The sequence below is a fragment of the Pseudoduganella plicata genome (genome assembly GCF_004421005.1).
GTDB classification, from domain to species: domain Bacteria; phylum Pseudomonadota; class Gammaproteobacteria; order Burkholderiales; family Burkholderiaceae_D; genus Rugamonas; species Rugamonas plicata.
Map to the genome: position 1 here is coordinate 539,632 of NZ_CP038026.1, position 24,697 is coordinate 564,328.

Below are 24,697 nucleotides of genomic sequence, written 5' to 3' on the forward strand. Positions count from 1 at the left end.
GTCAGAAGGTATTTTTCCACTGGCGTAGTGCGGCAAAGACGGCCAGCGGCGGCGCACCCGGTGCCACCTTGTCGGCCTGCGCCAGCGTCTCTGCAATACTGTGTTCGCGGTAGCGCACGAAAGGATTGGTCGCGCGTTCCAGCGCGATGGTGCTGGGCACCGTCGGCAGGCCCCGCTCGCGCTTGGCCGATTCCGCCACGATACGGTCGGCCAGCGCCGCGTTGCCCGGATCGACCGCCGCGGCAAAGCGCAGGTTCGACAGCGTGTATTCATGCGCGCAGAACACCTGCGTGGACGGCGCCAGGGCGGCCAGCTTGTCCAGAGACGCCGCCATCTGTTCCGGCGTGCCTTCGAAAAGACGGCCGCAACCGCCTGCAAACAGCGTGTCGCCGCAGAACAGCATCGGCGCCGCACCGTCGCACGCGTAAGCGATATGGCCGCGCGTGTGGCCCGGCACGTCCAGCACCGTCAGCGTCAGGTCGAGGCCCGGCACATCGACAACGTCGCCCTCCGCCAGCGGCCGTGTAACGGCGGCAATGCCGTCGCCGGCCGGCCCGAACACGGGAATCGGCGCGTGGATCGCTGTGGCGTCGCCCGACAGCTGCGATGCGTGCTCCAACAACTGCGGAACACCCCCAATGTGGTCAGCATGGTGGTGGGTGAGTAGAATGGCGGTAAGGGTCAGGCCGTGACGCTCGAGGGCGGCAAGGACCGGGGCGGCGTCGCCGGGGTCGACGATGGCCGCGTGGCGGCCATCATGGATCAGCCACAGGTAGTTGTCGTTGAACGCCGGAACGGCCAGCACTTGCAACGGCGTTTGCACGGGCATCTGCAGGGGTTTTGTCATCGGTTCTGAAGGGAACGCATGGATAGCGCAACATCTGAAAAATCCATTATAGCGCTGGACAGCTGGCTGCAAACGCCGGCCGGTGCGTACGTGCGCGCCTGGGAACAGCGCCTGCTCGATGAGCTGACGGCCGACATCTTCGGCTTCAACGCGCTGCAGATCGGCACGCCGCAGATCGACGCACTGGCCGCCAGCCGCATGCCCAACAAATGGCTGGCGGACACCCGGCTGCAGCGGGGGACGCCGCCAGCGACGGCCCGGTCCGCCACGTTGTCGTTCGACGCCAGCGAGCTGCCGTTTGCCTCGCAGAGCCTGGACCTGGTCGTATTGCCGCACGTGCTGGAGTTCGCCGCCGAGCCGCACCAGGTGCTGCGCGAAGTAGAGCGCGTGCTGATTCCCGAAGGCCAGCTGATCATCTGCGGCTTCAATCCGGCCAGCCTGTGGGGGCTGCGCAAGATGACGGCGCGCATCACCGGCGCCCACTATCTGCCGGAGGCCGGCGAGCTCATTTCCATGCCCCGCATTAAAGACTGGTTAAAATTGCTGAACATGGGCGTCAGCCACAGCCATTTCGGCTGCTACGCGCCCGCCTGCCGCACCGAGCCATGGCTGGCCCGTTACGCGTTCATGGACCGGGCGGGCACGCGCTGGTGGCCATATTTCGGTGCGGTCTACGTTGTCCAGTCCATCAAGCGGGTCAAGGGCATGCGGCTGATCGGGCCGGCATGGAGCAAGAAGTCGGGCAAGGCGCCTGTCGCCGTACCGGCCGCGAACAAACATGAAGAGCCCGTTGCACGGGGAACCATTTCCGTTTTAGAGAGTCAGAAGTCAAGCGATGGGTAAAGAAGCGATGCAAGAAGAGATGAACGCCGCGATGCGCGCAGTGGACACGGTATTGGACCGGGTCGAGATTTTCACGGACGGCGCTTGCAAGGGCAATCCCGGCACGGGCGGCTGGGGCGCCCTGATGGTGGCCGCCGGCGCCGAGAAGGAATTGTTTGGCGGCGAACTGAACACCACCAATAACCGCATGGAGTTGCAGGCCGTGATCGAATCGCTGAGGGCGCTGAAGCGTCCGTGCGAAGTGGTGCTGCACACGGACAGCCAGTACGTGCAGAAGGGGATCAGCGAATGGATCCACGGCTGGAAAGCCCGTGGCTGGCGCACGTCCACGAAGGAGCCCGTCAAGAACGCGGACCTGTGGCAGGCGCTCGACGCGGCGCAGGCCGTGCACCGCGTGGACTGGCGCTGGGTACGCGGCCACAACGGTCACCCGGGCAACGAACGGGCCGACATGCTGGCCAACCGCGGCGTCGAGCTTGTGCGTCGCAAATAACCCGCCCGGTTTCCCGTGCCGCGCTTTGCTATACTGCGCGGCTGTTTTCCTTACTTCAAGAATCCATGCGTCAGATCGTTCTCGATACCGAAACCACCGGCATCAACCCCAAGCTGGGCAACCGCGTCATTGAAATCGGTTGCGTCGAACTGGTCGACCGCAAGCTGACCGGCAACAACTTTCACCGCTATATCAACCCGGACCGCGATTCGGAAGAGGGCGCGCTGGCGGTGCACGGCCTGACCACCGAGTTCCTCAGCGACAAGCCGCGCTTCCATGAAATCGCCGCGGAGCTGCGCGACTACATCCAGGGCGCCGAAGTCATCATCCACAACGCGCCGTTCGACCTGGGGTTCCTGAACCACGAGTACCGCGCGCTGAACATGCCGCCGTTCGACGACTACATCAACGGCGTCATCGACACGCTGGTGCAGGCCAAGGAGCTGCGCCCCGGCAAGCGCAACTCGCTGGACGCGCTGTGCGACTTCTACGGCATCTCCAACGCCCACCGCAAGCTGCACGGCGCGCTGCTGGACGCGGAGCTGCTGGCGGACGTCTATCTCTCCATGACGCGCGGCCAGAACAGCCTGGGCATGGACATCGAGGAAGAGCAGTCCGCCGGCGGCATCGAGCTGGAACAGGTGGCACTGGCTGAGATCCTGGTCGTACGCGCATCCGGCGACGAACTGGCCGCGCACGAGGAATTGTTGAACGGCCTCGACAAGGCAATGAAAGGAACTTGCATCTGGCGTACGCCGGTTGCCTGATCGCCCTTGACGCGGCGCAAGTCGGTCCCTATAATAATGCTTCTTCGGGAGGTTAGCTCAGGGGTAGAGCACTGCATTCACACTGCAGGGGTCGCAAGTTCGAAACTTGCACTTCCCACCAGGATTCATGAAAAAGCCCGCAACGGTTGTTGCGGGCTTTTTGCATTGGAGCGGCGCACCGTCCGCTCGAAGTTCCGGTGCGGCGGGATCTTCAGGCCGCCGAAGCGGCTGCCGGCGCACGCGGCCCATCCGCAATTGGCCCGGCAAGAGGCCCCCGCCGCCGATGGAACCGCCCCGGGGCCGACGGCGACAGAAGCGTGAGCTCAACTTTCAGGGACCGCGGGTCTTGCTCATCTTCCGGAAGACCACCATGCCCACTGCAAATCCATTCCCCTCCCTGCGCGCGCTGGCGCTCGGCACCATCCTGGCAACCGCCGCGATGGGCGCCGGCGCCGCCGATGCACCCTTCGTCCTGGCGTACACCGACGGCCAGATTGCCCAGTCTTATGTGAACCTGCAAACCCACCACGCCAGCCTGTCCGCTGTCGGCCTGGGCTCGACGTATGCGCTGCAGCCGGACGGCCGCATCGACAGCAGCGCCATGACGCCCACCACGGCGAACATCATCCGTTTCGCCAGGGGCAAGGGGCTGCCGGTGTATCCGACCGTGTCGGACTACAGCAACAGCTATCGCGGCTTCGATCCGGCCGTCAGCAATGCGGTGCTGAAAGACGCCGCCAGCCGCGCCAACGCGGTGGCCAATCTGGTGGCGCTGGCCCATGCCGACGATTTCGCCGGCATCAACATCGACCTGGAAGCGGTGCAGCCCGGGATGAAGACGCAACTGTCCGGCTTCATTCACACGCTGGCGGACGCGCTGCATCGCGGGGGCAAGAAGCTGATCATCAGCATCCCTGCCAAGAGCGGCGACAGGGAGCCGTCCTACCTGGACGGCTACGACTACGCGGCCCTGGGCAGTGCTGTCGACTATTTCCAGGTGATGACCTACGACGAGGTCGGCCCCGGCTGGTCGTCGTCGCCGTCGGGGACGTGGCCGGGGCCGCAGGCGGGGCTGGACTGGATGAAGACGAAGCTGGCCTACGCGGTCTCGCGCGTACCATCGGCCAAAATCCTGCAAGGGCTGCCAGCCTATGGCTATGACTACAGCACGGGCAAGCAGGCATACTGGAAGGGCACCAACGGCACACCGGGCTACAACGATATCCTCGGCGCCCGCAACGTGACGCGACTGCGCGACGGGGACGCCGCGACGCCGTATGCCACGTGGGGCACCGTCACGCCCCAGCCCGACGGTACCGGGTGGGACACGACGACCCGGCAGCCGGTGCTGTGGTACGACGATGCGCAAAGCATCGGCGCCAAGGCGTCCCTCGTCGGGGCGTACAAACTGGCGGGCACCAGCGTGTGGGCGATGGGCTACGAGGATGCCGGCTTCTGGAGCGCGGTGGCGACAGGGCTGCGCGTCGGCGGCGGCGACACCGGCGGCACGATCGGCACCGCGGGTGCGGGCTACGTGTGGAAGTCGAACGCCAGGGCCACTGACAACGGCAATCGGGTGGCCACCGCTGCCGTCCACGACGGCAGCGTGAACGCCTCCGTTACCCTGAATACGTACGGCGAAGGCGGCTCGCGCAAGTGGCAGGCGGCCGGCATCGTGTTCCCGGCCGCCAGGACCGTGTCGTCGGTGACGTTCGTCAACGGCGTCATCGACACCCACGGCAACGGCTTCTTCGAGTCGGGCGTCACGCTGCAGTACACCACCGATGGCGTCAGGTGGCTCGAATCCGGCTGGGCCGTATCGCAGGCCTATCCGGGCGGCGCGGCAGCGGCCGATCAGTCCTACACGTTCACTGGCGCGCTGACCGGTGTGCTGGGCGTGCGCGTTTCCGGCCGCACCGGGCCGACGTCATGGAGCGGTGCCGTCAAGGAAATCCGCGTGCAGGGCCTCTGACGGCAAACGGCGCGGCGTGTTGCGCATGCGCCCGAGTGTTTGCATACTGGTCCAGCCAGATACAAAACTGGTCTTGCCAATTGGATCCGTCAACTCTACCATCGTCCGGAATGCGCCGCATCGTGCGCATGCCAACGAGGAGACGGGAATGGATGAAGCTTCGCAGGACAGGGCAGCGGCGGTCAACCGCCGCACGGTATTGAAGGCGGCCGGTGCCGCGGGGCTGCTGCTGGCCACGGGCGCCTATGCGGCCACGCCGCGCACGCGCTATGCCATCGTCGGCGTGGGCTCGCGCGCGCGCATGTTCACCGCTGCGATCACGGGCAAATACCGCGACCGCAACGAGATTGTCGCGGTTTGCGATACCAACCAGGGACGCGGCGCGCTGGCGACCCGGCTCATCGCCGCCACGGGCGCCAGCGAACCGCGCGCCTACGCCGCCGCGGACTTCGAGCGCATGATCCGCGAGACAAAGCCGCAATACGTCATCGTCACGACGACGGATGCGGCGCACGACGACTACATTGTCCGCGCGCTGGAAGCGGGCTGCGACGTCGTCACCGAAAAGCCGATGACGACGACGGCGGCCAAGGCGCAGCGCATCCTCGATGCCGTGAAACGCACGGGCCGGCACGTGCGCGTCACGTTCAACTACCGCTATTCGCCACCGCGCACGCAGGTCAAGGACATCCTGATGAGCGGCGAGATCGGCGACGTGCTGTCCGTCGATTTCACCTGGCTGCTCAACACCGTGCACGGCGCCGACTACTTCCGCCGCTGGCACAGCGACAAGGCCAATTCCGGCGGCCTGATGATCCACAAGTCCACGCACCACTTCGACCTGGTCAACTGGTGGCTTGGCGCCCAGCCCGAGCAGGTGCACGCGTTCGGCTCGCGCCAGTTCTACACCCCCGCCACGGCACGGCGCATGGGACTGCAAAGCCACCATGAACGCTGCCTGACGTGTCCCGAGAAGGCGAAATGCAGCTTTTACTTCGACCTCGCCGCGGACCCGGGCCTGAAAGCGCTGTACCTGGACAACGAGAAGCACGACGGCTACTTCCGCGACCAGTGCGTGTGGCGTCCCGAGATCAATATCGAGGACACGATGAACGTGATGGTCCGCTACGACAACGGCGCTCAACTGAATTACGCGTTGTCCGCCTACGATGCGTGGGAGGGCTATCACATTGCCTTCAACGGCACCAAAGGCCGGCTGGAACACCGCATCGTGGAGCAGGCCGGCGCGGCGGGCGCCAGCGAGGTGCAGAGCAAGAGTGCCGGGGTCTCCACGCGCATCATCCCGTTGCGCGGAGCGCCACGCGATATCGAGCCCTGGACGGGGACGGGCAGTCACGGCGGCGGCGACGATGTCATGCTGGGCGAAATCTTCGGCGACGCGCCCGTCGACAAGTACCGGCGCGCGGCCGACGAACGTGCCGGCGCCTGGTCGATCCTCGTCGGCGCCGCCGCCAACCAGTGCTTCGAGACGGGACGGACGGTTCGCATCGGCGACATGGTCACGGGATTGACCGCGCCGGACGTGGCGCCCATGCCGGATCGGACGGCAGCGGTGCCGATGCCGCTGCGGGTGCGCATACCCTGACGGGGCGACAAGGACATGACGCCGGCGGCGTCCGCGTATAGAATGAGAAGTATTCTCATCCATAAGGACGCCATGAGTCTTCCATCAGGTACCACTCGCCGCCGCGTACTGGGCGCCGGTCTCGCGCTTGGCACCCTGGCGCTGGCGCCAGCCCGAGCCGCGAGCGGATGGCAGCCAGCCGGTCTGCAGCAGGCACGCCAACGCGATATCGCCTCCGCGCTGACCGGGGGACATTACCGCATCCTTGTCAGCGTGCCCGATGGGCCGCGCCCGGACAGGGGCCATCCGGTGCTGTACGCGCTCGACGGCAATGCCACGTTCCCCAGCCTGGCGCTGATGGCGCGCATGGTGGGTTGGCGCGCCGGCTTGACGGGGCAGGATCAGCCGGTTGTTGTCGGCATCGGTTACGCCAGGGAGCGCGACTACGACCCGGCCCGTGGCCGCGATTACACGCCGCCTGGCGCTGCCGCGGCAGGAAACGAAGGAGGCGCCGACCGCTTCCTCGATTTCATCGAGCGGGAACTCAAGCCGCTGATTCGCGGGCTCGCCCCCATCGATAAGGCGCGGCAGGCGCTGTTCGGCCATTCGTATGGCGGTCTGTGCGTGCTGCATGCGCTCTTCACGCGTCCCGCATCGTTCCAGACGTATCTCGCCGCCAGTCCGTCGATCTGGTATGGCGAGCGCGTCGTGCTGCAAGGTATCGAGGGGTTTCGCCAGCGCGTGGCGACGCTGCCGGACAAGCCGTCCCTGATGCTGACGGTTGGCGAGCTGGAACGGGGGACCATCAAGCCGGGAGCCCCTGGTAATCCGGACCCGCGCGCGGCGCAGCGGCGCATGGTGGAGGAAGCCGACGAACTGGCAGCGCGGCTGCGCCAGATGCCCGGCGCGCTGGCGCGCGTGCAGTACCACCTGCTGGCACACGAGAACCACGGCTCGGCGATGTTCCCGGCGATGGCGCGCGGGCTGGAGTTCTTCGTCGGCGGCGGGACCTCAGTCTGAGGCGTCCATGGTGGCGACGATGCGCCACATGCCGCCCTCGAAACGCAGCGTGCGGCTGCGCACCGACGCTTCGTCCGACCAGAAGCGCACCGTGACATCTTCAGGGTAGGCGTCGATCTCGGCTTCCCAGGCCCAGCCCTTCTGCTGCAGACTGTTCACCAGGCCGGCGTCAACGGCAACAATCGACGTTTCGTCCTCGATGCCGGTCGCCTGCACTAGTTGTTCGACCGTCTTGCCCATGTGGCTGCGCAGGTACGCCCGGGACTGCGCGGTCGCGGGAGCGCACAGCAGCGTATGCACGAGGCGCCACGCATCCTCCGGCCTGACGACGGCGGCTTTTGGCGCCATCAGCTTGCCGCGCAGCGCGGCCTGTCCCACTCTGGTGCAGGAGTTGGGCAGCACCTCGCCGTTGGTGTGCAGCGGCTTCAGGGCCTCTGCGGCCGTCGTGGCACCGGCCACCAGCAGGGCGAGCGCCGCGAACAGTGCGCGCCTCATGGCTTGCTCCGCTGCGCCGGCGGCACGACCGCTTCCTTCTTCAGCACCGCTTCGACGCTGGTCCCGCGCGGGTAAGGCACACGCGCGACGCGCTTGAGCACGACCGACGGGCCATCGATGTACGCCGGATCGTCCTTCGCCAGCCGGTACCAGGTCGCGTCCACGCCGCCGCGTTTTTCGTCCAGTGCCGCTTCGACCAGGAAGACGTCGTTACCGCGCGCCGCGACAAAGCCGTCGCGCACGGTGGTCTCGCCCCGGCCAACGTGGTTCCAGCTTTCGCTCAACGAGGCGGGACCGTCGGCGATCGGGACGACGTTCCAGTCGCCGCTCGACTTGTCCTGGAAATAGAACGTCATCGTGCGCTGGTAGCGCAGCACGTCGGCCACGGTACCAGCCACCATATACAATTTGCCGCCCAGCGCGGGCCACTGATGCAGGCCCTGGCGCGTGGAGGCGACGTCGGCGAGGGCGGTACCGGCAGCGGCAAGGCACAGCGCTGGCAAGAGGAGGAATCTGGTCAGGATATTCATGGGGTTTCAGGTGGTGTCGATTGCGCTACGCTGCGGTGCACGTCGCGGCACAGCAGCATGTCGGTGATGCGGTCGGACTTGTCGCCGTCGAAGCCCAGGACCATCGAACGCTCGCGCGGATTGGTCCACGTGCCGAACAGCAGGTCCCAGATCGGCAGCCCATAGTTCTGCGCATGGTGACCGAGCTGGTGGTGCACAGTGTGCATTTCCGGCCGCTGGATGATGAACCCCAGCCAGCGCGGCGTGCGCAGATCGCTGTGCAGGAACAGGTCGAACAGCCCGGTGAGCAGCAGCGCGATGGCCGCCGCCGTGGGGCTGGCGCCCAGGATCAGATAACTGACGCAACCGCTCATGCAGATGGCCGCAGCGCTTTCGAGGGGATGCGCGTAAAACGCCGTCAGCGCCTCAACGCGGCGGGCGCTGTGGTGCAGCTGGTGAACCACGCGCCACAGCAGGTCGGACTTGTGCGTCAGCCGGTGCCACCAGTAGAAGACAAAGCTGTTCAGCAGGAAGCTGGCCAGGCCCACCATCGGGTCGGACAGCCAGGCACCCGCGTCGAACAGCGCGACGTCGTGGATGACGGTGCTGAAGACGTAGCCTGCGACCAGCATGACGACAACGGTCGCAAAGCCTGACGCGCTGGCGAGCAGCAGCCAGCGCCGGTCGCAGCGGTTGCGCGATGCCGGTGCGATGACTTCGCGGCAGAAGAGGGCGACGAAGGCGAGGCCGATGATGGGGAGGGCGAGGAGTTCGGTCATGTGGTAATCGGGACATTGGGCCGCCAGCCCGGCAGTATCGGGGTGGGTCGTGGGGATGTCAACATCACGGCGTCGGCGCTTCCTCGAAGGTGCCGGACCGTAGCCGGATCACGGTGTCCTGCGCTGCAAATTCGCGCCGGAAGCTGATTTGCCGGCACTCGCTATCGACCATAAGCGCCTTTACTACATTGTCGGGCCGCCCGCGGTCCAGCGTGAGCGATGCAAGGCAGCTCTGGAACAGCAGCCGGTCAGTCAGGTGGAGTGTGCCGCCATGGATCCGCGCGGACACGAGGCTGTCTTCATAGCCCGCCCCGCAATGGCTGGCGCGCTGCGCTGGATTCGACGGAACGCTGACGAGAAAGACTAGGTAGCTTTTGCCGTCGTCCTGATAATGCAGGACGACAGTTGTCTCGTCCGCGCCGCGCATGGCTCGCGCGAGAGGACGGTCCTGCTGTGCCGGACCGTATCGCTTGGGGCACGGCGTGGCCAGCTTCGGCGCACCTGGCGCGTTCACGCAAATGGTGCCGCGGCCTTTCACGTCGAATGTGACCAAGTGCGATGAGGGGGCGCCGGCTGCCGCCTCGCAGCAGCCAAGCACGATGTGCACCAAGACGGCGAAAAGCAGCGACGCGCGCATAAGTTCCTTCATTCCCGGCCGGCGCGCCGGTCTTGTCCTGCGGGGTGAAAAGCGCATGCCAATAGAGAGGTCTAGTTGTCAAGTCCCGTGTGATCATAAACGCGTTTAACGAATAATTCGGGTTTGCGCTTCTGCCAGTCCTTGAGCGCCTGGATTGCTACGACGGGGAATATGATCGCACGAGACTGAACAGTCTAGTAGCATCCTTACATTCCCTCTGTATCGCAACGCTATAAAATGTAAGATAGCGAAGAAAGAATGTCTGCGATTAGTATTAATGTGGTGCCTGGCCATGCTGCTGGTATCGTTGCCTTGCAGATTCCAACCCTGAGAGGCGGCACATAGCACGGCCATAGCCTGCGCATTTGCTACCGCATATGGTGAGGGTAAATTACGTCAGCGGGGAGATCAGGTGTTGGCCCATCAAAGGCCGCTCCGATCTTTTGTACGCAAAACTGCTCGGCGGCAGCCCAGTCCGCATGCTTCACGGGATTGTAAAGCAATCTCTCGTCTGGGAAATTATATCGCAGCGCATCTAATGCCGCGTATCGAACTGAGCGTTCGTTTACATGAGGCACATAGGCCTTAAGTGTTGAGCGCAGATATCCACATATAAAGACAAGGCTCTCTTTTGTCCCAACTAAACCCAATACAGCAATTTTCTTTGCTACCTCTGTTCCATCCCTTGCGGAGCCGACATCATAAAATCGATTTGGGGGTGCGGGTGGCATAGTTTGCTCGGCATGTCGTACCTCTTTCATGAGCGCATCTTCAACTTCTGAATTTCCCAGCGCCGCTTGCGCAACTTGAACGGCCCTTACGTTACGTGGATGTGCCTGCCACTCAGGTTGCCCTGCCATTTCGTTAACGTATGGCAGAGCTTCTAAGGTTTTGGCCTTGGCGGCAATATAAAGATAGTCTCCCTGGAGTCGTTTCAGAGAATTTAAATATATGCCGCCAAATGCGGCCAAATCTCTGGGTGTGCAATGGTCAGCCAGGGTCTTCGCAGCTTCTGTCGCTGCTGCATCATTTTTTGCGAAACCTTCGACGAGTAAGGCGCGTATAATCCGGGGATCCCTAATTAAGGGAAATTTCTTTGCGGATGCAGTATCAGCCTGGAGCCCGACCTCCGCAAGCAGCTGAACAATGTTTAGCCGTACCTGGGGCGCGCCTACCCTCAACTCCCGAGTTAGAAGAGAAAGGGAAAAGGGGTCAATACCACCTTCACGTACTAGCGCTGAAAGCGTGCTGCGCGTGTTGAAATCTCTGCCATCGCGAAATTGCGAAATAAAATCCCTTGCGGTGGTATGCACGTTGCTGTCTCCGAATACTGACGTTGAGGACGATAAGGCAGTTGTAACAAGAATTAACGAAAACACGTAGGCCCGGGTGTTGGATTGTGTCATTTCTGTTCGATCCTACGGGGGATTGCTTCCCACTGGCTTTGTGTCACACCGGGCGTATATCGAAGTTTCCGAGGGCAAAAACGCAGCCGCTGGTCCTCTGGCCCGACTTCGTGATTCATGATATTTTCTGTATCTTCAACATCAGGCAAATTCAGCGCTACATGACCAACTTCGTGAAAGATGGTCTTCTTAACTTCCTCTAACGTCAACTCGCCCTCTGCAATAATGATAGGGTTGCTTGCCCAGGCTGCGGCACCAAACTCGAGGATAGATCCCGATGGATAGGCTGCCGTTAGCGGCTTAGCCAGCTGAGCAATATTCCCGGTTCTGGAAATGACCTCAACCTCCTCCGTAGTTTCTCCTGATCGCAGGGTCATTGGACCGAGAAAGATGTGATTGCCCCTGACAGCAACAGATAACTGACCTTTATAGGTCGGGCTCTGCAAATAGTATACTGAGCGCATTGATCGCACAACAACCACTCTAACTGTATCGGCTCTAGCGGGCATCGCGCTATTTATCACCTCAAACTCTGGGCCGCCGTTTTTGTTTATGTCATATATCAGCTCGCCATTCCCATCAATGTCGTACGGGACATCCGTGACTTCGTTTTTGCCGTCATAGCTCCGTAATTTGAAGCTGACTACACCTTCTTTTAGCCAGTCATTCGCACGGTCCTGCACTTCGGGGTAATCGGCCTCAGGATACTTAAGCATTGTGGCCTTATGGCGCCGATCAACCACTTTCGCCACAGATATATTGATTACCGTCTCGGCGTAAATGTGAATGGTCACTGAAGCAAAGATATCTTCGGAGGGGCATTTAACTTTCGCATGCAGGTTAGTACTATCCTTCTCAAAGGTTCCGGCCTTAATGCGTAAATCAAAGGCATTTTTCTCAAGCACTTCGTCAGCTTTACACAAGCTTGAGTCATCGCACACGAACGAGAAGTCAGTGCCAACCGCGCCACCCAAGATGGCGACCCTGATAAATGTCTCGCCGCCACTTTTAACGCTGACATGGTCATCTGTATAGTCCGTTGGTGTGTCAAAATCGTCGAAGCCGTATTTCTGCTTTTTCGACGGAAAGAACGCTACGCGGGCAACTGTCAGTGTAACGGTTTTCGTGCTGATCACACCATCGCTGCCTGTCCTGGTGCAAACGATTGTCTCGCTATCTCGTGCGCTGCCAAAGTCAATACCTTCAACCGCCAAAGTTCCGCCAACCGAGTTAATCAAACGGATCTTAGTGCTGTTGGTGGTCCAGTTAAACACGCCACCGGGCTGCCCGGGCAAGTCTTTTGCCGAAATCGCAATCCTTGATCCCACGTTTAGAATGCGACATTTTGCGGTCAAGATAAAGTCCTTCGATCGTGCCCCAGGTAATATAACCTCTTTTCGTCTCTTATTGTCAATCGGACTTTTGCTTGAGCGTCCCAGTAAAACAGCGTTTTCGCCCATCAGATATCACCTCGATTTACATAGAGCTCCAGCTCGTCAGGATCCGCGCCTGACACCACATGTGTCCGGCCAAATTCATCAGTTATACCTGCCTCGAATGATCCGTCGGGCAGCTTGATGCGATAGGGGAGCCCAGCTACAGGTTGCCCATCGGGATCTTTGACAATGAACGCCTCATCAAATAGCTTCAGCCGCGAATCCGGCAACTTCGCCATCGCCGCCGGCTGACTCGCGCCACCATTAAACACATGCTGCCCACCCTTCACAGTGAAGTTCCCAGGACAAGCAAAAGTAATATCCCCGCCTTCCAAAGTGATGGAAGACTGCCCAGCCTGAAGCACGATCTTCTGGTTCGCCTTGATCTCGATGGAATCGTTGACGGAAATGACGGTCACCGATTTGTCGGCAACGATCTCCAGCTGATCGGTATGCGCCTGCAACGACACCGGCCCATTCGCGGCAAACGCCTGGATCCCGCCCGAGTGCGTGAAGAACGACGCGGCATTGGCGGCGACGGACGACACCGTGTGCGCGGCTGTCATCTGCATGTCGCTCTGCGACACCCAGCGCAGATGCTGGCCGGCGAACAGCACAGTCGATGCGGGCGTGGCCCAGTTGATGCTGGCGGCAGAGTCCATGACGACGAGCGGACTGCCGAACTTCTCCACTGGTTGCGCAGCGTCCAGCGAGCGTGAGCCTGGCGTCGCTTTGGCGGCCTGCTGGCCATTGACGGCGCCGGCGTGCTTGCCCTTTTCCTTAGGATCGAGCAGCGAGATAAACTCTTTGTGCGCGGTGGCGGCTTCCTTGCTGGTCAGCGCGTTCTGCGCGGTGGCCGCGTCGCCGATGGCCTGTGCCAGTTCCTGCGCCGACTTGAGCGACTGGAGCGCTTCGGCGGAATCCATCTGCGTTGACGTGACCCCGCTGCCTTGTGCGGCGCGGGCGGAGGTTGTCAACAGCACGCCTTCGCCGCCGCGCACGACGGCCCAGGCGTCCGTGCGCAGCTCGAAGCCGGCGCCGCGGTAGGCGCCGCGCGACGAGGAGGAGGGCGCCTGGTGGATCAAGTAGCCGAGGTTCAGTTGCGTCGCAGCACTGCTGGTGGCCAGGCGCATGCGCACTTGTCCCTGCGTGTCGTCCAGCTGCCACTGGTTGTAGCCGCCGCCGTCGAAGTTGTGGCTGTGGATGCCCGACAGCGTGCCGGGGTGGTTGGCGCCCGAGTCGACGCCGGCCGAGAAGGGCGGCGTGTCAGCGCCCGTGTACAGCTGCGCGACGACGACGGGGCGGTCCATGTCGCCTTCGATGAAATCGACGAGGACCTCGGTACCGATGCGTGGCCCGAACTGGCTGCCCCAGTTCGGGCCTGCCAGCGCTTCGGCCACGCGCACCCACGTGCCGGAGCGTTCGTCGCCGGGCGCGTTACCGTCTTCGTCGGTGTTGTGCGTCATGCCGCCGGCGTTGGCGCCGGCGCCACGCTGCCACGCGAACTGGATGCGCACGTGGTGGTCGCGCGTGGTGTGCGCGACGGCGTCGGCGATGCCGACCACCAGTGCCGTTTGCGGGCCCAGGGCCGTCGATGGCGTGGGCTTGGCGGCGGCCTGCGGGACGATGGCGACGGTGTCGCGCACGCAGCCGAACGTGTTGCGGTAAGTGCCTTCCGCTAAAACACTACCAACAGATTTGATCTGCGGCTGGAAGTTGTTGCGTGCCTCGTGCTCGACCCACAGCACCGTGAAGCCGTTGTCGCCGTCGGGGTAGCGGTCGTGCTGCGTCAGCGCGAACTTGTGGCCCGCTGCCAGGCGGCGCACGGCGCCGGCGCCTTCGAACAGTTTGTTGTCCAGCTCCAGCGCCTGCAGCATCAGGCGGCTGTGCGGATCGGCTGCCGCGCCGGTATCGGTACCGCTGGCGATTCTCTCTCCGCTGCCGTCGTAGATGGCCAGCGTGGGCAGCTCGCCGGCGTCCAGGCTGGACGTCTGTTCGGCCGACGGCGCTAGCAACTGTGCCGGATCCCAGCTGCTGATGGAAACGGCGTTGGCCTGCACGCGGCGCCTGGCCGCGAAGCGGTCGATGGCGTCGTCCGTGTCGGTGGCACGCATGCCGTGGAAGCGCAGCTCCGCGCCGCCCGGTGTGTCCGGTGCCTGCGCGGCCGCGTCGAAGATGACGAGCTTGTGGCGCGCGTGGCCGTCCTGGCTCGCGTCATCGGGCTGGTCGTGTTCGAAGCGCCAGTTCAGGCCCTCGGAGGCCAAGAGGCGGGTGAGGAATTCCAGGTCGCTTTCGCGGTACTGCGTGCAGATGGTGCGCGGCAGCTGTTCCTGCGTGACGTCGAAGTCGAAGCGCAGCTGCGGATAATCGGCCAGCAGTTCGGTGACGATGTCCTGCACCGTCTTGTCCTGGAAGATGTAGCTGTCGCGGCGCAGGCGCAGCAGCGACAGCGCCGGCTCCAGGCGCAGGCGGTAACGTGCCACGCCGCCGTCCGCGCCGAGCCAGGCCGCTTCCGTGCACAGGCCGTGCCATGCGCGGCGGCTGCCGTCCGGCTGCAGCACGGTGATGGTCAGCTCTTCGCCGATGAATTCATCCAGATCCAGGTCGGTCGATACGCTCAGCGCGTCGACGTCGAAGGCATACAGTTCGTTGACGGCTTCGCGGCCCGTGAAACGCTCCGCCATCAGCGATTCCGGCAGCGCGCCTTCCTGCGCGCTGGCAAGCGTGATCAGGCGGGCATGCTGCGAGAGCCCGGTGCCGAACAGCACCGAGGTGATTTGTGCCAGCAGTTCCATCAGGGCAGCGTAATGGTCAGGTTGGCGGCGCGCGGCGCCATTTTCACGACGTCGCTATAAGCGTTCATGCGGTTTTCAGTGTTGTGCGACAGCGTCGTGCGCAGACCCAGGTAGCCCAGCACCGAGATCAACGCGAAGACCGAGCACATGACCCAGACCGGCAGGTCGCTGCGCAGCTTGTGCCTGACCTGGTCCGGCCGCTCCGCGTGCGGCGCGAAGCCGCCACGCTTGCCCTTCATGTGCGCGATCTCGTCGCCGAGGCGCGAGGTCAGGTAGTTCAGCTTTTCCGAGCCTTCCAGGATGTAGCGGCCCTGGAAGCCCAGCAGCAGGCACATATGGAACACTTCCAGCGCCTGTACGTGCGCACTGCCGCGGGCGCGCAGGTTTTCCAGGCGGTTGAAGAAGTTCTCGCCGGCCAGCTGGTCGCCGAACAGCACCAGTTGCAGCGGGCGGCGTTCCCACGCATCGCGCACGGCAAACGAGGAGCGCAGGATGATCTCGTCCACGGCGGCGCAGAACGCATACTTTGCGGCGTCGATATCGTCGGCGGCGATGTCCTGTTTTTTTGCGGCGCGGCCGAAGTCGTCCAGGAACTGCGTCATCTTGCGGGCGAACTCACCGTCGTCGGCGGGGCCGTTGCCGTTCTTGAGCATGAACAGCGCATAGAAGCCGTCATACATCAGGTCGAGCAGGGTTTGCGGCGCGGCGTGCGCCGCGGCTGGGGCGGCGCCCCCCATCAGGGAAGGTGCTGTGGTGGTACTCATCTTGTCAATATTCCTCTATGCGTAATTCAGTGCGGCTTGCTGCGGTCAGCGTGCACCGGTCATGACGTTACCGCCACCAGGTCCAGTTTCAGGTCCTGCATCCCGCCCGGGACGTAGATCGAAATCGACTGGGCCTGCAGCATGCGCTCGTACATCTGGCCGCGCGCTTCGATCGAGAAGTAAACGGCATCGGGACGCACCGGCACGGCGGCGGGCACTTGCGGCGCGTGCTGCAGACGCACGCCGGGCATTGCCGACAGCACGAACTTTTCGACGTCGTCGGGTGCGCCGATCTTGAAACGCAGCGGCACCAGGTCGACGATCTCGCTGGCGGGCAGCTCGGCCGAGACGGCCAGGTAGAACGTCGTCTTGTCGTCAATTTTCTGCGAATCGAGCATCCCGTGGTGGTACGAAGGTTTGACCTCGCGCAGCGCAATGGCGAAATACTTCGAGGAAATCACGGTATCCAGCAGCTCGCGGATGATTTGGTACAGCGTGTCGAAGCCTGGCCCCGGGTCGGTATGGCTGTAGGCCGGCAGGTCGCCCAGGGTCCAGCTTTTCGAGAACGTCATCAGGCCGCCGGCCAGCGACAGCAATTGCTCGTACAGCCGTTCCGGATGCAGCGACGGATGCTGGTAGTAATGCGACAGCGACGCATACGCGGTACTGGCCGTGTGCAGCAGCCAGAACGACGACATGTCGCCGGACCGGAATTCGATCACGTTCTTGCTCGGCTCGCGGTGGTGGCCATACAGCGCGCTGACCTTGGCCTGCAGCGCGTCCAGCAGGCGGCGCAGCTGATGGAACAGCGGCGGCGCGCTCCTGACGGACAGGCTGGGCGCCAGGAAGGAGGCATCGAGCTCGAAGCCGCCGGTGGCCGCACGGCGCAGCCGCAGCAGGGGGAAGTGTACGTAGGAGTCGCGCGGTTCGAATTCCGACACGAGGCGCACCGTCTTCTTGAGATAGGACAGCTGGGCCGACGCCGCGTGCGTATATAGATCAGGCGTGTCGCGATTCGTCTGCTGGAAGCGCACGGCATTGCCGCCGGGGGCACTGGCATCGCCGAAGTTGCCGCCGAATGGCTTGAAGGCGGGCAGGGCGACATAGAACGTGACGCTCTGGCCACCGGCCGGCAGCTGGCTCAGGTCCACCGTGTCAGGCAGGTCGTCCAGGCCCGGTGCGCTGTACAGCTCGCCATCCTGGAAGCGCAGCGACAGCTCGAGCAGGCGCAGGGCGTTGTTGCCGAGCGCATCGCGGTCGATCTGCAGCGTGTCGACACCCCAGGCATATGGATGCAACACCTGCACGCTTTCATGCAGGCGGTGTTCGTGGTACTGGTCCTGCTGCTGGAAGTGCTGCGGGCGCAGGAACAGGCCATCACCCCAAAGTATTTTGCTACTCATGCGTCGTCGCATCCTTGTCGGTCGTGTGCATCGTTGACTACTACTATCAGAAGGGTAACATTTCCACCCAGATTTTTGGGCAATGCCTGCAGCGCATCGGTTGCGCGGGCCATTAAAAAATCTGTGGTTTCCGTGATTATTGGAGAGAATTGAAGGGGCTCCGGTCATATACCCTTATGACCCTTCAATAATAAATTACTGATAAGGTTGAGTCTCTTGGTTATAATTATATAATAAGCATTCTTGATGAGCTAGTTTGAGGGCAGCAATGACAACCGTTACACAGTTTGGCCGCATCGGCCGTTTTATCGGCGCAGCAGTTTGCGCAGCAACCCTGACCGCCTGCGCGACCACCGATCCGGTGAGCGCCACCAAGGCCGCAGTCCCCACCATGGATGAGCTGCTAAGCAAAGCCACCGCCGCCAGCACGACTGGCCAGAAGGAACAAGCCGTTGCCCTGTGGAAGCAGGCTGCGGCAGCGTACCCGACCGACAAGGCGCCGTGGGCCAGCATCGCGCAGACCCGCTTCGATGCGGGCCAATACGGCGATGCGATCGTTAACGCCCAGGAAGTGCTGGTGCGCGACCCCAACGACTTGCTGGCCAACAGCATCATCGCCATCAGCGGGCTGCGCCTGTCGACCAGCGCGCTGGGCGTGCTGAGCCGTCAGAACAACCTGAGCGGCACGACGCGCACGGACGCGACCGAGCTGGCCAAGCTGCTGCGCGAGACGCTGGGCGAGACCGTACTGGTGGCCACGCCGGCAACGCCGGCCGGCCCGCCGCCGCGCAACACCAAGGCAGTCAAGCCTTCGAATACCAAGAACACCAAGAAGAAGGTCGAGACCCCGTTTGACCTGCTGCAGTAAATGTTTGGACAACCCGCGAATACACGGCGCGCTGGCTACTCTGCCTGGCGTCGCCGGTGATTTCGCGGGGCCCCGTTTGAATTCAACCGAAAGATAGGGACATCCCATGTCAAAAAACTCCAGCGTCCAGAAAAAACTGCAGAAGGTTCGTCCGCCGCGGGTCCAGATGACCTATGACGTGGAAATCGGCGATGCGATCGAAAACAAGGAACTGCCCATGGTCGTCGGCGTCGTCGGCGATTTCGGCGGCAATTCCGAAGTGGCGCAGAAGCGCCTGAAGGACCGCAGCTTCGTCGCCATCGACCAGGACAACTTCGATGAAGTGCTGAAAGGCGTCGAGCCGCGCGCGGCGTACCGCGTCAAGAACGAACTGACCGGCGAGGGCGGCGAGTTCGCCGTCGATCTTTCGTTCAAATCAATGAACGACTTCCGTCCCGAGGCTATCGTGCAGCAGGTCGAGCCGCTGAAAAAGCTGCTGGAAGCGCGCACCAAGCTGGCCGACCTGCGCAACAAGCTGGCCGGCAACGACAAGCTGGAAGACCTCCTCAACGACGTCCTGAACAGCACCGAGAAATTGGCCGAACTGGGCCAGCAAACCACGAAAGAGTGATCATGTCCGCACAAGCCACTCAAACCGCCGCCACTTCCACCACCGACGCGCAGTCCGCTGAACTTGGCCTGCTGGACCAGATCGTCGAGCAGAGCAAGGTCGCCAAGTCCAGCGCCGAACACGCGCGTGCCAAGGACCTGATTTCCGAACTGGTCAGCCAGGTCATGGAGGGCACCGTTGTCGTTTCCGATAACCTGGCCGCCACGATCGACGCCCGCGTCGCCGAACTGGACCGCCTGATCTCGGCGCAGCTGTCGGCCGTGATGCACGCGCCCGAATTCCAGAAACTGGAAAGCAGCTGGACGGGCCTGAACTACCTGGTGCGTAACAGCGCCACGAGCCAGAACCTGAAGATCAAGATGCTCAACGCGACCAAGCGCGAACTGGTGAAGGATTTCCAGAGCGCGCTGGAATTCGACCAGAGCACGATGTTCAAGAAGGTCTACGAAGAAGAATTCGGCACCTTCGGCGGCGCACCGTTTGGCGCGCTGCTGGGCGATTTCGAGATCACCCGCCAGCCCGAAGACATGTACTTCATCGAGCAGATGTCGCACGTGGCCGCGGCCGCGCATGCGCCGTTCATCTCGTCGGCCTCGCCCGAGCTGTTCGGCCTGGAGAGCTACGCCGAACTGGGCAAGCCGCGCGACCTGTCGAAGGTGTTCGACACCGTCGAATACGCGAAGTGGAAGTCGTTCCGCGAATCGGAAGACTCGCGCTACGTCGGCCTGACCCTGCCGCGTTTCCTGGGCCGCATGCCGTTCAACCCGGCCGACGGCGCCACGACGGAAGGCTTCAACTTCGTCGAGGACGTGGACGGCACCGACCACCACAAATACCTGTGGTGTAACGCCGCCTACGCGTTCGGCACGAAGCTGACGGCCGCGTTCGAGGACTACGGCTGGTGCGCGGCGATCCGCGGGGTCGAAGGCGGCGGCCTGGTCGAAGACCTGCCGACCCACACCTTCAAGACGGACGAAGGCGAAGTCGCGCTGAAATGCCCGACCGAGATCGCCATCACCGACCGTCGCGAGAAGGAACTGTCCGACCTGGGCTTCATCTCCCTGGTCCACTGCAAGAACACCGACTACGCCGCGTTCTTCGGCGCCCAGTCGGCGCAGAAACCGCGCAAGTACAACAACGATGCCGCCAACGCGAACGCCGTGCTGTCCGCGCAGCTGCAGTACATCTTCGCCGTGTCGCGCATCGCGCACTACATGAAGGCCATGATGCGCGACAAGATCGGCAGCTTTGCCGCCGCGTCCAACGTCGAGGACTTCCTGAACCGCTGGCTGACCCAGTACGTGCTGCTGGACGATAACGCCAGCCAGGAACAGAAGGCCCAGTTCCCGCTGCGCGAAGCGTCCGTACAAGTTTCCGAAGTGCCTGGCCGTCCCGGCGTGTACCGCGCCGTGTCGTTCCTGCGTCCGCACTTCCAGCTCGACGAGCTGTCCGTTTCCCTCCGTTTGGTCGCGGAGCTTCCAGCATCGACCAAGACTTAAAAAGACCAACGTTTTAATTACCATCACAACTGAAAGGAACACCATGGCAATCGACGTCTACCTGCAAATCGACGGCATCAAAGGCGAATCCGCCGACACCACGCACAAGGACTGGATCGAGGTCAAGAGCGTTCAGTGGGAAGTCCTGCAACCGAAATCGGCCACCGCGTCGACCGGTGGCGGCCACACCGCCGAGCGTACCGAGCACAAAGACATCGTCGTCTCGAAGCTGGCTGACCTGGCAACCCCAGTGCTGCTGCAAACCTGCTCGTCCGGTAAAACCATCCCGAAAGCAAAGCTGGAATTCATGCGCGCTGACGGCCAGGGCGATCGCGTCAAGTATTTCGAGATCGAACTGGAAAACGTGCTGATCAGCAACGTTTCTCCATCGGTCGAGCAAGGCAACATCCTGACCGAAGAAGTCTCGATCAAGTACTCCAAAGTCAAGTGGAAGTACACCCAGCAGAAAGTCGGCGGCGGCACGGGCGGCAACACGTCCGGCGGCTGGGACCTGTCGGCAAACAAGGTTGCTTGATAGCGCACTCGCGCTGTTGACAATCTGATCTGAAGGGATACCGATGAAGGGGTTTACGCCGGGTCTGTTCGACCGGCTGATGGATACACGGGCCAACGCTGGGGTGGGACGGTCTCGCGCATGTCGATCGAGGAGTTGAAAGACTCGGTTGCGCGCGATCTGGAAGCGCTGCTCAACACGCGGACCGTGATTCCGGAAGGACTCCTGAAACAGTATCCCGAATGCGGACGCTCGATCGCGACGTATGGCCTGCAGGATTTCGCAGGCTTGTCGCTTTCGAGCGCCGACGACCGTGCCTATATCTGCCGCTGCCTGGAACAGTCCATTGCGCGCCATGAGCCGCGCCTGCGCAACGTGCAGGCCAGCCTGGAGCTGCGCGCCGATTCCGTCAACCGCCTGAACTTCGCCATCACGGCGCTGCTGGTGGTCAGCACGGCCCATGAGCCGGTCAACTTCGATGCGGTGTTGCAGCCGTCCAGCCTGCACTACACCATCAGCAAGGCACGCCGCGTGGCGGCGCCGGGAGCTTAACGTTGGACCAGTTATTACCGTATTACGAACGGGAGCTGGGATTCTTGCGCCGCTATTCGCGCGAGTTTTCCGAACGCTATCCGAAAATCGCCGGTCGTCTGCTGATCGGCGGCGAGGTGTGCGAAGACCCGCACATCGAACGCATGATCGAATCGTTTGCGCTGCTCAATTCGCGCATCGCCAAGCGGCTCGACGACGATTACCCGGAATTCACCGAAGCACTCTTCGAGGTGCTGTACCCGCATTACCTGCGGCCGTTTCCCTCGTGCTCGATCGCCCGGATGGACTTCTCCGGCGCCGCGGCGCAGCTGACGGCCGCGAGCGAGATCCCGCGCGGGACGCAGCTGACGACGCGCCCCGTGCGTGGCGCCGTCTGCACGTTCCGCACCGCTTACCCCGTCACCATCGCGCCGCTGGCCCTCACCGCCGCATCGTTCGCCGCGATCATCGATGCGCCCGAAGCGACGCGCACGCCGCCGAACGCCACGTCGAGTATCAGCCTGACGATTTCCAGCACGTCCGCGCAGGTCTCGGTGCCGCAACTGAATCTGCCGAAGCTGCGCGTGTTCATCGACGGCGAACCGTCGTTCTGCGCCGCACTGCGCGATGCGCTGTTCATGCGCGGCGTCTGCGCCTATGCGGAAGCGGACGGCAACGGCCGCTGGATCCCTTTGCAGAAGATCCCCGTCACGCCGGCCGGCTTCGACGAAGACGAGGCGCTGATCGATTTCTCGGCGCGCTCGCACACGGCCTACCGCCTGCTGACGGAATATTTTTCGTTCCCCGAGAAGTTCAACTTCTTCGACATCGACCTGCGCGCGCTGGCCGCGCTGCTGCCGTCCGGCTGCCGTTCGATCACGCTGCACCTGGCGTTGTCCGGCATGCGCACCGATTCGAACACGGCCCGCATCCTGGGTACGCTGTCGACCAACAACGTGCTGCTGGGCTGCACGCCCGTCGTCAACCTGTTCCGCCAGCGCGGCGAACCGATCCGGCTGACGCATGCCACCGCAAGCTATCCCGTGCTGGCCGATGCGCGCCGCGCGTTCGCCTACGAGGTACAGTCGATCGATTCCGTCAAGCTGGTGCGGCAGACGCCCCAGGGCGAGTCGATCCAGGAGTTCCGCCCGTTCTATTCGCTCAAGCACGGCCAGACGCCGGAAAAGAACGGCCATTACTGGATCGTGCGGCGCGACGATATCGTGGCGGAGAAGAGCCCCGGTTATGAAACGCAGCTGTCGATCGTCGACATCGACTTCGATCCGGCGGACGTGGAGACCGATACGCTGTCGATCGAACTGACATGCACCAACCGCGACCTGCCGGCGATGCTCAGCTACGGCCTGCGCGGCGGCGACCTGTTCCTCGAAGGCGGCTCCAGCGTGCGCAGCATCTCCTTCCTACGCAAGCCGACGCCGTCGCACCGCTTCGAACGCGGGCGCGGCGCGCACTGGCGCCTGATCTCGCACCTGTCGCTCAACCACCTGTCGCTGACCGATGGCGGCATCGACGCGTTCCGCGAGATGCTGACCCTGTACGACCTGCCACGCTCGCCGGCGTCGCAGCGGCAGATCGGCGGCATCATGTCGGTGGCGCACAAGGCCGCGACGGCATGGCTGGCGGGGAATCCGTTCGCCTGCCTGGTACGCGGCATCGAGGTGCGCCTGACGATCGACGAAGAAGCGTTCGTCGGCAGCGGCATCCACGCGTTCGCCCATATCGTCGAGCGCTTCCTGGGCCTGTACGTGCACGCCAACAGCTTTACCCAGCTGGTGATCGTATCGAACAAAAACGGAGAGGAGCTGTTGCGATGCACCCCGCGAAGCGGCGATTTGAGCCTGCTGTAATCGAGCGGCTGTTCGCCGAGCCGTACCGCTTCGAATACTTCCAGGCGGTGCGGATGCTGGAACTGTGGCTGAAGCGCCGCGGCGCCCCGGGCGAGGGGGCCGTCGCCAACTTCCTGCGCTTCCAGAATTCCACGTCGCTGAGCTTCCCGCCCAGCGAACTGGAAGCGCTGCAGCCGGAGCCGCGCGACGTGGCGACGGATCGCCGCGCGCTGGCCGCCGCGCTGCAGTCCGCGCAGCTGAAGTACATTCGCATCACGCCCACGTTCATGGGTTTTTTGGGCAGCAGCGGCACCCTGCCGGCGCACTATACGGAGCGCATCGCCGCCCACGGCCTGTATGAAAAGGACGAGGGGCCGCGCGCTTTCCTGGACACGTTTTCCAACCGCGCGCTGGCCCTGTTCTACGAAGCCTGGCGCAAGTACCGGCTGGAGCTGAAGTACGAGATCGACGGCAAGGACAACTTCCTGCCGCTCCTGATGTCGCTGGCCGGCATGGGCAATTTTTCGCTGCGCAAGCGCCTGTCGGATCACGGCGAAGGTGTGCTGGACGAATCGCTGGCGTATTTTGCCACGGCGATTCGCCAGCGGCCCGCGTCGAGCGTGCAGATCGCCCGCGTGCTGTCCGAGTACTTTAACCAGGACATCCGCGCCGAGCAGTTCGTGGGGCACTGGTATGACGTGCCGCAAGAGCAGCAGACCATGCTGGGCATGAACAATGCCGTGCTGGGTGCGGGCGCAATGGCGGGCGCGCGGGTGTGGCAGCGCGATTTGCGCCTGCGCCTGAGAATCGGTCCGCTCGACCTGGCGGCGTACGAGTCGTTCCTGCCGGGCGGGCGCGCCGCGCGCGCGCTGCGCGAGATGCTGACGATGTTCACGGGACTGTCGCTGGAATATGAAGTGGAGCTGATACTGCGCGCCGCCGACGTCTGCGGCGTGCGGCTGGAAGAACACCGCGTCGGCGGGCGGCTGGGATGGGACAGCTTCCTCGTTGCCGGTACCGAAACACAGGATCGCGCCGACGTGCGCTACGAAATTCACGCGCTATAAACTAGGGAAA

Annotated in this window: 22 protein-coding genes, 1 tRNA gene and 1 pseudogene; 14 read left to right on the forward strand and 10 right to left on the reverse strand. The window is 63.1% G+C overall.

Translation table 11 applies throughout. The annotated features are described in order from the left end of the window. Position 1 precedes the first annotated feature (1 nt). Positions 2-847 carry a hydroxyacylglutathione hydrolase gene (gene gloB, locus E1742_RS02280; protein ID WP_229466452.1) on the reverse strand — a complete coding sequence of 282 codons (846 nt, stop codon included), beginning with the start codon at positions 845-847 and terminating at the stop codon, positions 2-4. Positions 848-865: 18 nt separating this feature from the next. Here gloB and E1742_RS02285 point away from each other — a divergent pair, with 18 nt between their 5' ends. From E1742_RS02285 to E1742_RS02315, 7 genes are all read left to right on the forward strand, one after another. Further along, positions 866-1,690, forward strand: coding sequence for a class I SAM-dependent methyltransferase (locus tag E1742_RS02285; RefSeq protein ID WP_134383352.1), 825 nt, complete (start codon positions 866-868; stop codon positions 1,688-1,690). Positions 1,691-1,742: 52 nt separating this feature from the next. After that, a complete protein-coding gene (gene rnhA / locus E1742_RS02290) occupies positions 1,743-2,183 on the forward strand; it encodes a ribonuclease HI (protein ID WP_134387937.1) in 441 nt (146 codons plus the stop codon). A 65-nt stretch (positions 2,184-2,248) separates the two neighbouring features. Next, positions 2,249-2,950, forward strand: a complete 702-nt coding sequence (gene dnaQ, locus E1742_RS02295) for a DNA polymerase III subunit epsilon (RefSeq protein WP_134383354.1) — start codon at positions 2,249-2,251, stop codon at positions 2,948-2,950. A 46-nt stretch (positions 2,951-2,996) separates the two neighbouring features. Beyond that, positions 2,997-3,071: transfer RNA gene (locus tag E1742_RS02300), tRNA-Val, on the forward strand. 249 nt (positions 3,072-3,320) lie between these two features. Continuing rightward, complete coding sequence (locus E1742_RS02305; RefSeq protein WP_134383356.1) at positions 3,321-4,922, forward strand: glycosyl hydrolase family 18 protein; 1,602 nt, start codon at positions 3,321-3,323, stop codon at positions 4,920-4,922. A gap of 148 nt (positions 4,923-5,070) precedes the next feature. Next, positions 5,071-6,528 carry a Gfo/Idh/MocA family protein gene (locus tag E1742_RS02310; RefSeq protein ID WP_134383358.1) on the forward strand — a complete coding sequence of 486 codons (1,458 nt, stop codon included), beginning with the start codon at positions 5,071-5,073 and terminating at the stop codon, positions 6,526-6,528. 72 nt (positions 6,529-6,600) lie between these two features. Continuing rightward, positions 6,601-7,527 (forward strand): alpha/beta hydrolase, encoded by a 927-nt coding sequence (locus E1742_RS02315; RefSeq protein ID WP_134383360.1) that lies wholly within the window; start codon positions 6,601-6,603, stop codon positions 7,525-7,527. Here E1742_RS02315 and E1742_RS02320 read toward each other — a convergent pair. The 9 genes from E1742_RS02320 to tssK all read right to left on the reverse strand — a co-directional run bounded on the left by E1742_RS02320 (position 7,519) and on the right by tssK (position 17,751). Beyond that, the gene (locus tag E1742_RS02320; RefSeq protein ID WP_134383362.1) at positions 7,519-8,022 is read right to left on the reverse strand and encodes a hypothetical protein; all 504 of its coding nucleotides are present in this window, start codon (positions 8,020-8,022) and stop codon (positions 7,519-7,521) included. The two genes, E1742_RS02315 and E1742_RS02320, sit on opposite strands and share 9 nt — an antisense overlap. Further along, positions 8,019-8,552: a hypothetical protein gene (locus tag E1742_RS02325; RefSeq protein WP_134383364.1), complete on the reverse strand. Its 534-nt coding sequence runs from the start codon at positions 8,550-8,552 to the stop codon at positions 8,019-8,021. Before E1742_RS02325 ends, E1742_RS02320 begins: the two co-directional genes overlap by 4 nt. Then, positions 8,549-9,310 (reverse strand): sterol desaturase family protein, encoded by a 762-nt coding sequence (locus E1742_RS02330; protein ID WP_134383366.1) that lies wholly within the window; start codon positions 9,308-9,310, stop codon positions 8,549-8,551. The genes E1742_RS02325 and E1742_RS02330 overlap by 4 nt, the downstream gene beginning before the upstream one ends. A gap of 64 nt (positions 9,311-9,374) precedes the next feature. Next, positions 9,375-9,947 carry a hypothetical protein gene (locus E1742_RS02335; RefSeq protein ID WP_134383368.1) on the reverse strand — a complete coding sequence of 191 codons (573 nt, stop codon included), beginning with the start codon at positions 9,945-9,947 and terminating at the stop codon, positions 9,375-9,377. A gap of 368 nt (positions 9,948-10,315) precedes the next feature. Continuing rightward, on the reverse strand, positions 10,316-11,353 hold the full coding sequence (locus E1742_RS02340; RefSeq protein ID WP_134383370.1) for a hypothetical protein: 1,038 nt from the start codon (positions 11,351-11,353) through the stop codon (positions 10,316-10,318). Beyond that, on the reverse strand, positions 11,350-12,813 hold the full coding sequence (locus E1742_RS02345; RefSeq protein ID WP_134383372.1) for a hypothetical protein: 1,464 nt from the start codon (positions 12,811-12,813) through the stop codon (positions 11,350-11,352). The genes E1742_RS02340 and E1742_RS02345 overlap by 4 nt, the downstream gene beginning before the upstream one ends. Beyond that, positions 12,813-15,584, reverse strand: a complete 2,772-nt coding sequence (locus E1742_RS02350; protein WP_134383374.1) for a type VI secretion system Vgr family protein — start codon at positions 15,582-15,584, stop codon at positions 12,813-12,815. Before E1742_RS02350 ends, E1742_RS02345 begins: the two co-directional genes overlap by 1 nt. After that, positions 15,584-16,348: a type IVB secretion system protein IcmH/DotU gene (gene icmH / locus E1742_RS02355; RefSeq protein WP_134383376.1), complete on the reverse strand. Its 765-nt coding sequence runs from the start codon at positions 16,346-16,348 to the stop codon at positions 15,584-15,586. Before icmH ends, E1742_RS02350 begins: the two co-directional genes overlap by 1 nt. A 59-nt stretch (positions 16,349-16,407) precedes the next feature. Continuing rightward, on the reverse strand, positions 16,408-17,751 hold the full coding sequence (tssK, locus tag E1742_RS02360; protein ID WP_134383378.1) for a type VI secretion system baseplate subunit TssK: 1,344 nt from the start codon (positions 17,749-17,751) through the stop codon (positions 16,408-16,410). 268 nt (positions 17,752-18,019) lie between these two features. Between tssK and E1742_RS26570 the strand changes: the two genes are divergently transcribed. The 7 genes and pseudogenes from E1742_RS26570 (at position 18,020) to tssG (ending at position 24,687) form a co-directional block, all read left to right on the forward strand. Continuing rightward, positions 18,020-18,619, forward strand: coding sequence for a tetratricopeptide repeat protein (locus tag E1742_RS26570; protein WP_229466454.1), 600 nt, complete (start codon positions 18,020-18,022; stop codon positions 18,617-18,619). A gap of 106 nt (positions 18,620-18,725) precedes the next feature. Then, on the forward strand, positions 18,726-19,229 hold the full coding sequence (tssB, locus tag E1742_RS02370; RefSeq protein ID WP_134383380.1) for a type VI secretion system contractile sheath small subunit: 504 nt from the start codon (positions 18,726-18,728) through the stop codon (positions 19,227-19,229). 2 nt (positions 19,230-19,231) lie between these two features. Continuing rightward, positions 19,232-20,728, forward strand: coding sequence for a type VI secretion system contractile sheath large subunit (gene tssC / locus E1742_RS02375; protein ID WP_134383382.1), 1,497 nt, complete (start codon positions 19,232-19,234; stop codon positions 20,726-20,728). Between the two features lie 43 nt (positions 20,729-20,771). Continuing rightward, positions 20,772-21,263 carry an Hcp family type VI secretion system effector gene (locus E1742_RS02380; protein ID WP_134383384.1) on the forward strand — a complete coding sequence of 164 codons (492 nt, stop codon included), beginning with the start codon at positions 20,772-20,774 and terminating at the stop codon, positions 21,261-21,263. A 43-nt stretch (positions 21,264-21,306) separates the two neighbouring features. Further along, a pseudogene (gene tssE, locus E1742_RS02385) lies at positions 21,307-21,794 on the forward strand (type VI secretion system baseplate subunit TssE). Between the two features lie 2 nt (positions 21,795-21,796). Then, positions 21,797-23,641: a type VI secretion system baseplate subunit TssF gene (gene tssF, locus E1742_RS02390; protein WP_134383386.1), complete on the forward strand. Its 1,845-nt coding sequence runs from the start codon at positions 21,797-21,799 to the stop codon at positions 23,639-23,641. Continuing rightward, positions 23,605-24,687, forward strand: a complete 1,083-nt coding sequence (gene tssG / locus E1742_RS02395) for a type VI secretion system baseplate subunit TssG (RefSeq protein ID WP_134383387.1) — start codon at positions 23,605-23,607, stop codon at positions 24,685-24,687. Before tssF ends, tssG begins: the two co-directional genes overlap by 37 nt. Positions 24,688-24,697 lie beyond the last annotated feature (10 nt).

Excerpts from the sequence above, each read along its gene's own strand:
- gloB (WP_229466452.1), bottom strand. The coding sequence starts at position 847 with ATGACAAAACCCCTGCAGATGCCCGTGCAAACGCCGTTGCAAGTGCTG.
- E1742_RS02285 (WP_134383352.1), top strand. The coding sequence starts at position 866 with ATGGATAGCGCAACATCTGAAAAATCCATTATAGCGCTGGACAGCTGG.
- dnaQ (WP_134383354.1), top strand. The coding sequence starts at position 2,249 with ATGCGTCAGATCGTTCTCGATACCGAAACCACCGGCATCAACCCCAAG.
- E1742_RS02305 (WP_134383356.1), top strand. The coding sequence starts at position 3,321 with ATGCCCACTGCAAATCCATTCCCCTCCCTGCGCGCGCTGGCGCTCGGC.
- E1742_RS02310 (WP_134383358.1), top strand. The coding sequence starts at position 5,071 with ATGGATGAAGCTTCGCAGGACAGGGCAGCGGCGGTCAACCGCCGCACG.
- E1742_RS02315 (WP_134383360.1), top strand. The coding sequence starts at position 6,601 with ATGAGTCTTCCATCAGGTACCACTCGCCGCCGCGTACTGGGCGCCGGT.
- E1742_RS02320 (WP_134383362.1), bottom strand. The coding sequence starts at position 8,022 with ATGAGGCGCGCACTGTTCGCGGCGCTCGCCCTGCTGGTGGCCGGTGCC.
- E1742_RS02325 (WP_134383364.1), bottom strand. The coding sequence starts at position 8,552 with ATGAATATCCTGACCAGATTCCTCCTCTTGCCAGCGCTGTGCCTTGCC.
- E1742_RS02330 (WP_134383366.1), bottom strand. The coding sequence starts at position 9,310 with ATGACCGAACTCCTCGCCCTCCCCATCATCGGCCTCGCCTTCGTCGCC.
- E1742_RS02335 (WP_134383368.1), bottom strand. The coding sequence starts at position 9,947 with ATGCGCGCGTCGCTGCTTTTCGCCGTCTTGGTGCACATCGTGCTTGGC.
- E1742_RS02340 (WP_134383370.1), bottom strand. The coding sequence starts at position 11,353 with ATGACACAATCCAACACCCGGGCCTACGTGTTTTCGTTAATTCTTGTT.
- E1742_RS02345 (WP_134383372.1), bottom strand. The coding sequence starts at position 12,813 with ATGGGCGAAAACGCTGTTTTACTGGGACGCTCAAGCAAAAGTCCGATT.
- E1742_RS02350 (WP_134383374.1), bottom strand. The coding sequence starts at position 15,584 with ATGGAACTGCTGGCACAAATCACCTCGGTGCTGTTCGGCACCGGGCTC.
- icmH (WP_134383376.1), bottom strand. The coding sequence starts at position 16,348 with ATGAGTACCACCACAGCACCTTCCCTGATGGGGGGCGCCGCCCCAGCC.
- tssK (WP_134383378.1), bottom strand. The coding sequence starts at position 17,751 with ATGAGTAGCAAAATACTTTGGGGTGATGGCCTGTTCCTGCGCCCGCAG.
- E1742_RS26570 (WP_229466454.1), top strand. The coding sequence starts at position 18,020 with ATGACAACCGTTACACAGTTTGGCCGCATCGGCCGTTTTATCGGCGCA.
- tssB (WP_134383380.1), top strand. The coding sequence starts at position 18,726 with ATGTCAAAAAACTCCAGCGTCCAGAAAAAACTGCAGAAGGTTCGTCCG.
- tssC (WP_134383382.1), top strand. The coding sequence starts at position 19,232 with ATGTCCGCACAAGCCACTCAAACCGCCGCCACTTCCACCACCGACGCG.
- E1742_RS02380 (WP_134383384.1), top strand. The coding sequence starts at position 20,772 with ATGGCAATCGACGTCTACCTGCAAATCGACGGCATCAAAGGCGAATCC.
- tssG (WP_134383387.1), top strand. The coding sequence starts at position 23,605 with ATGCACCCCGCGAAGCGGCGATTTGAGCCTGCTGTAATCGAGCGGCTG.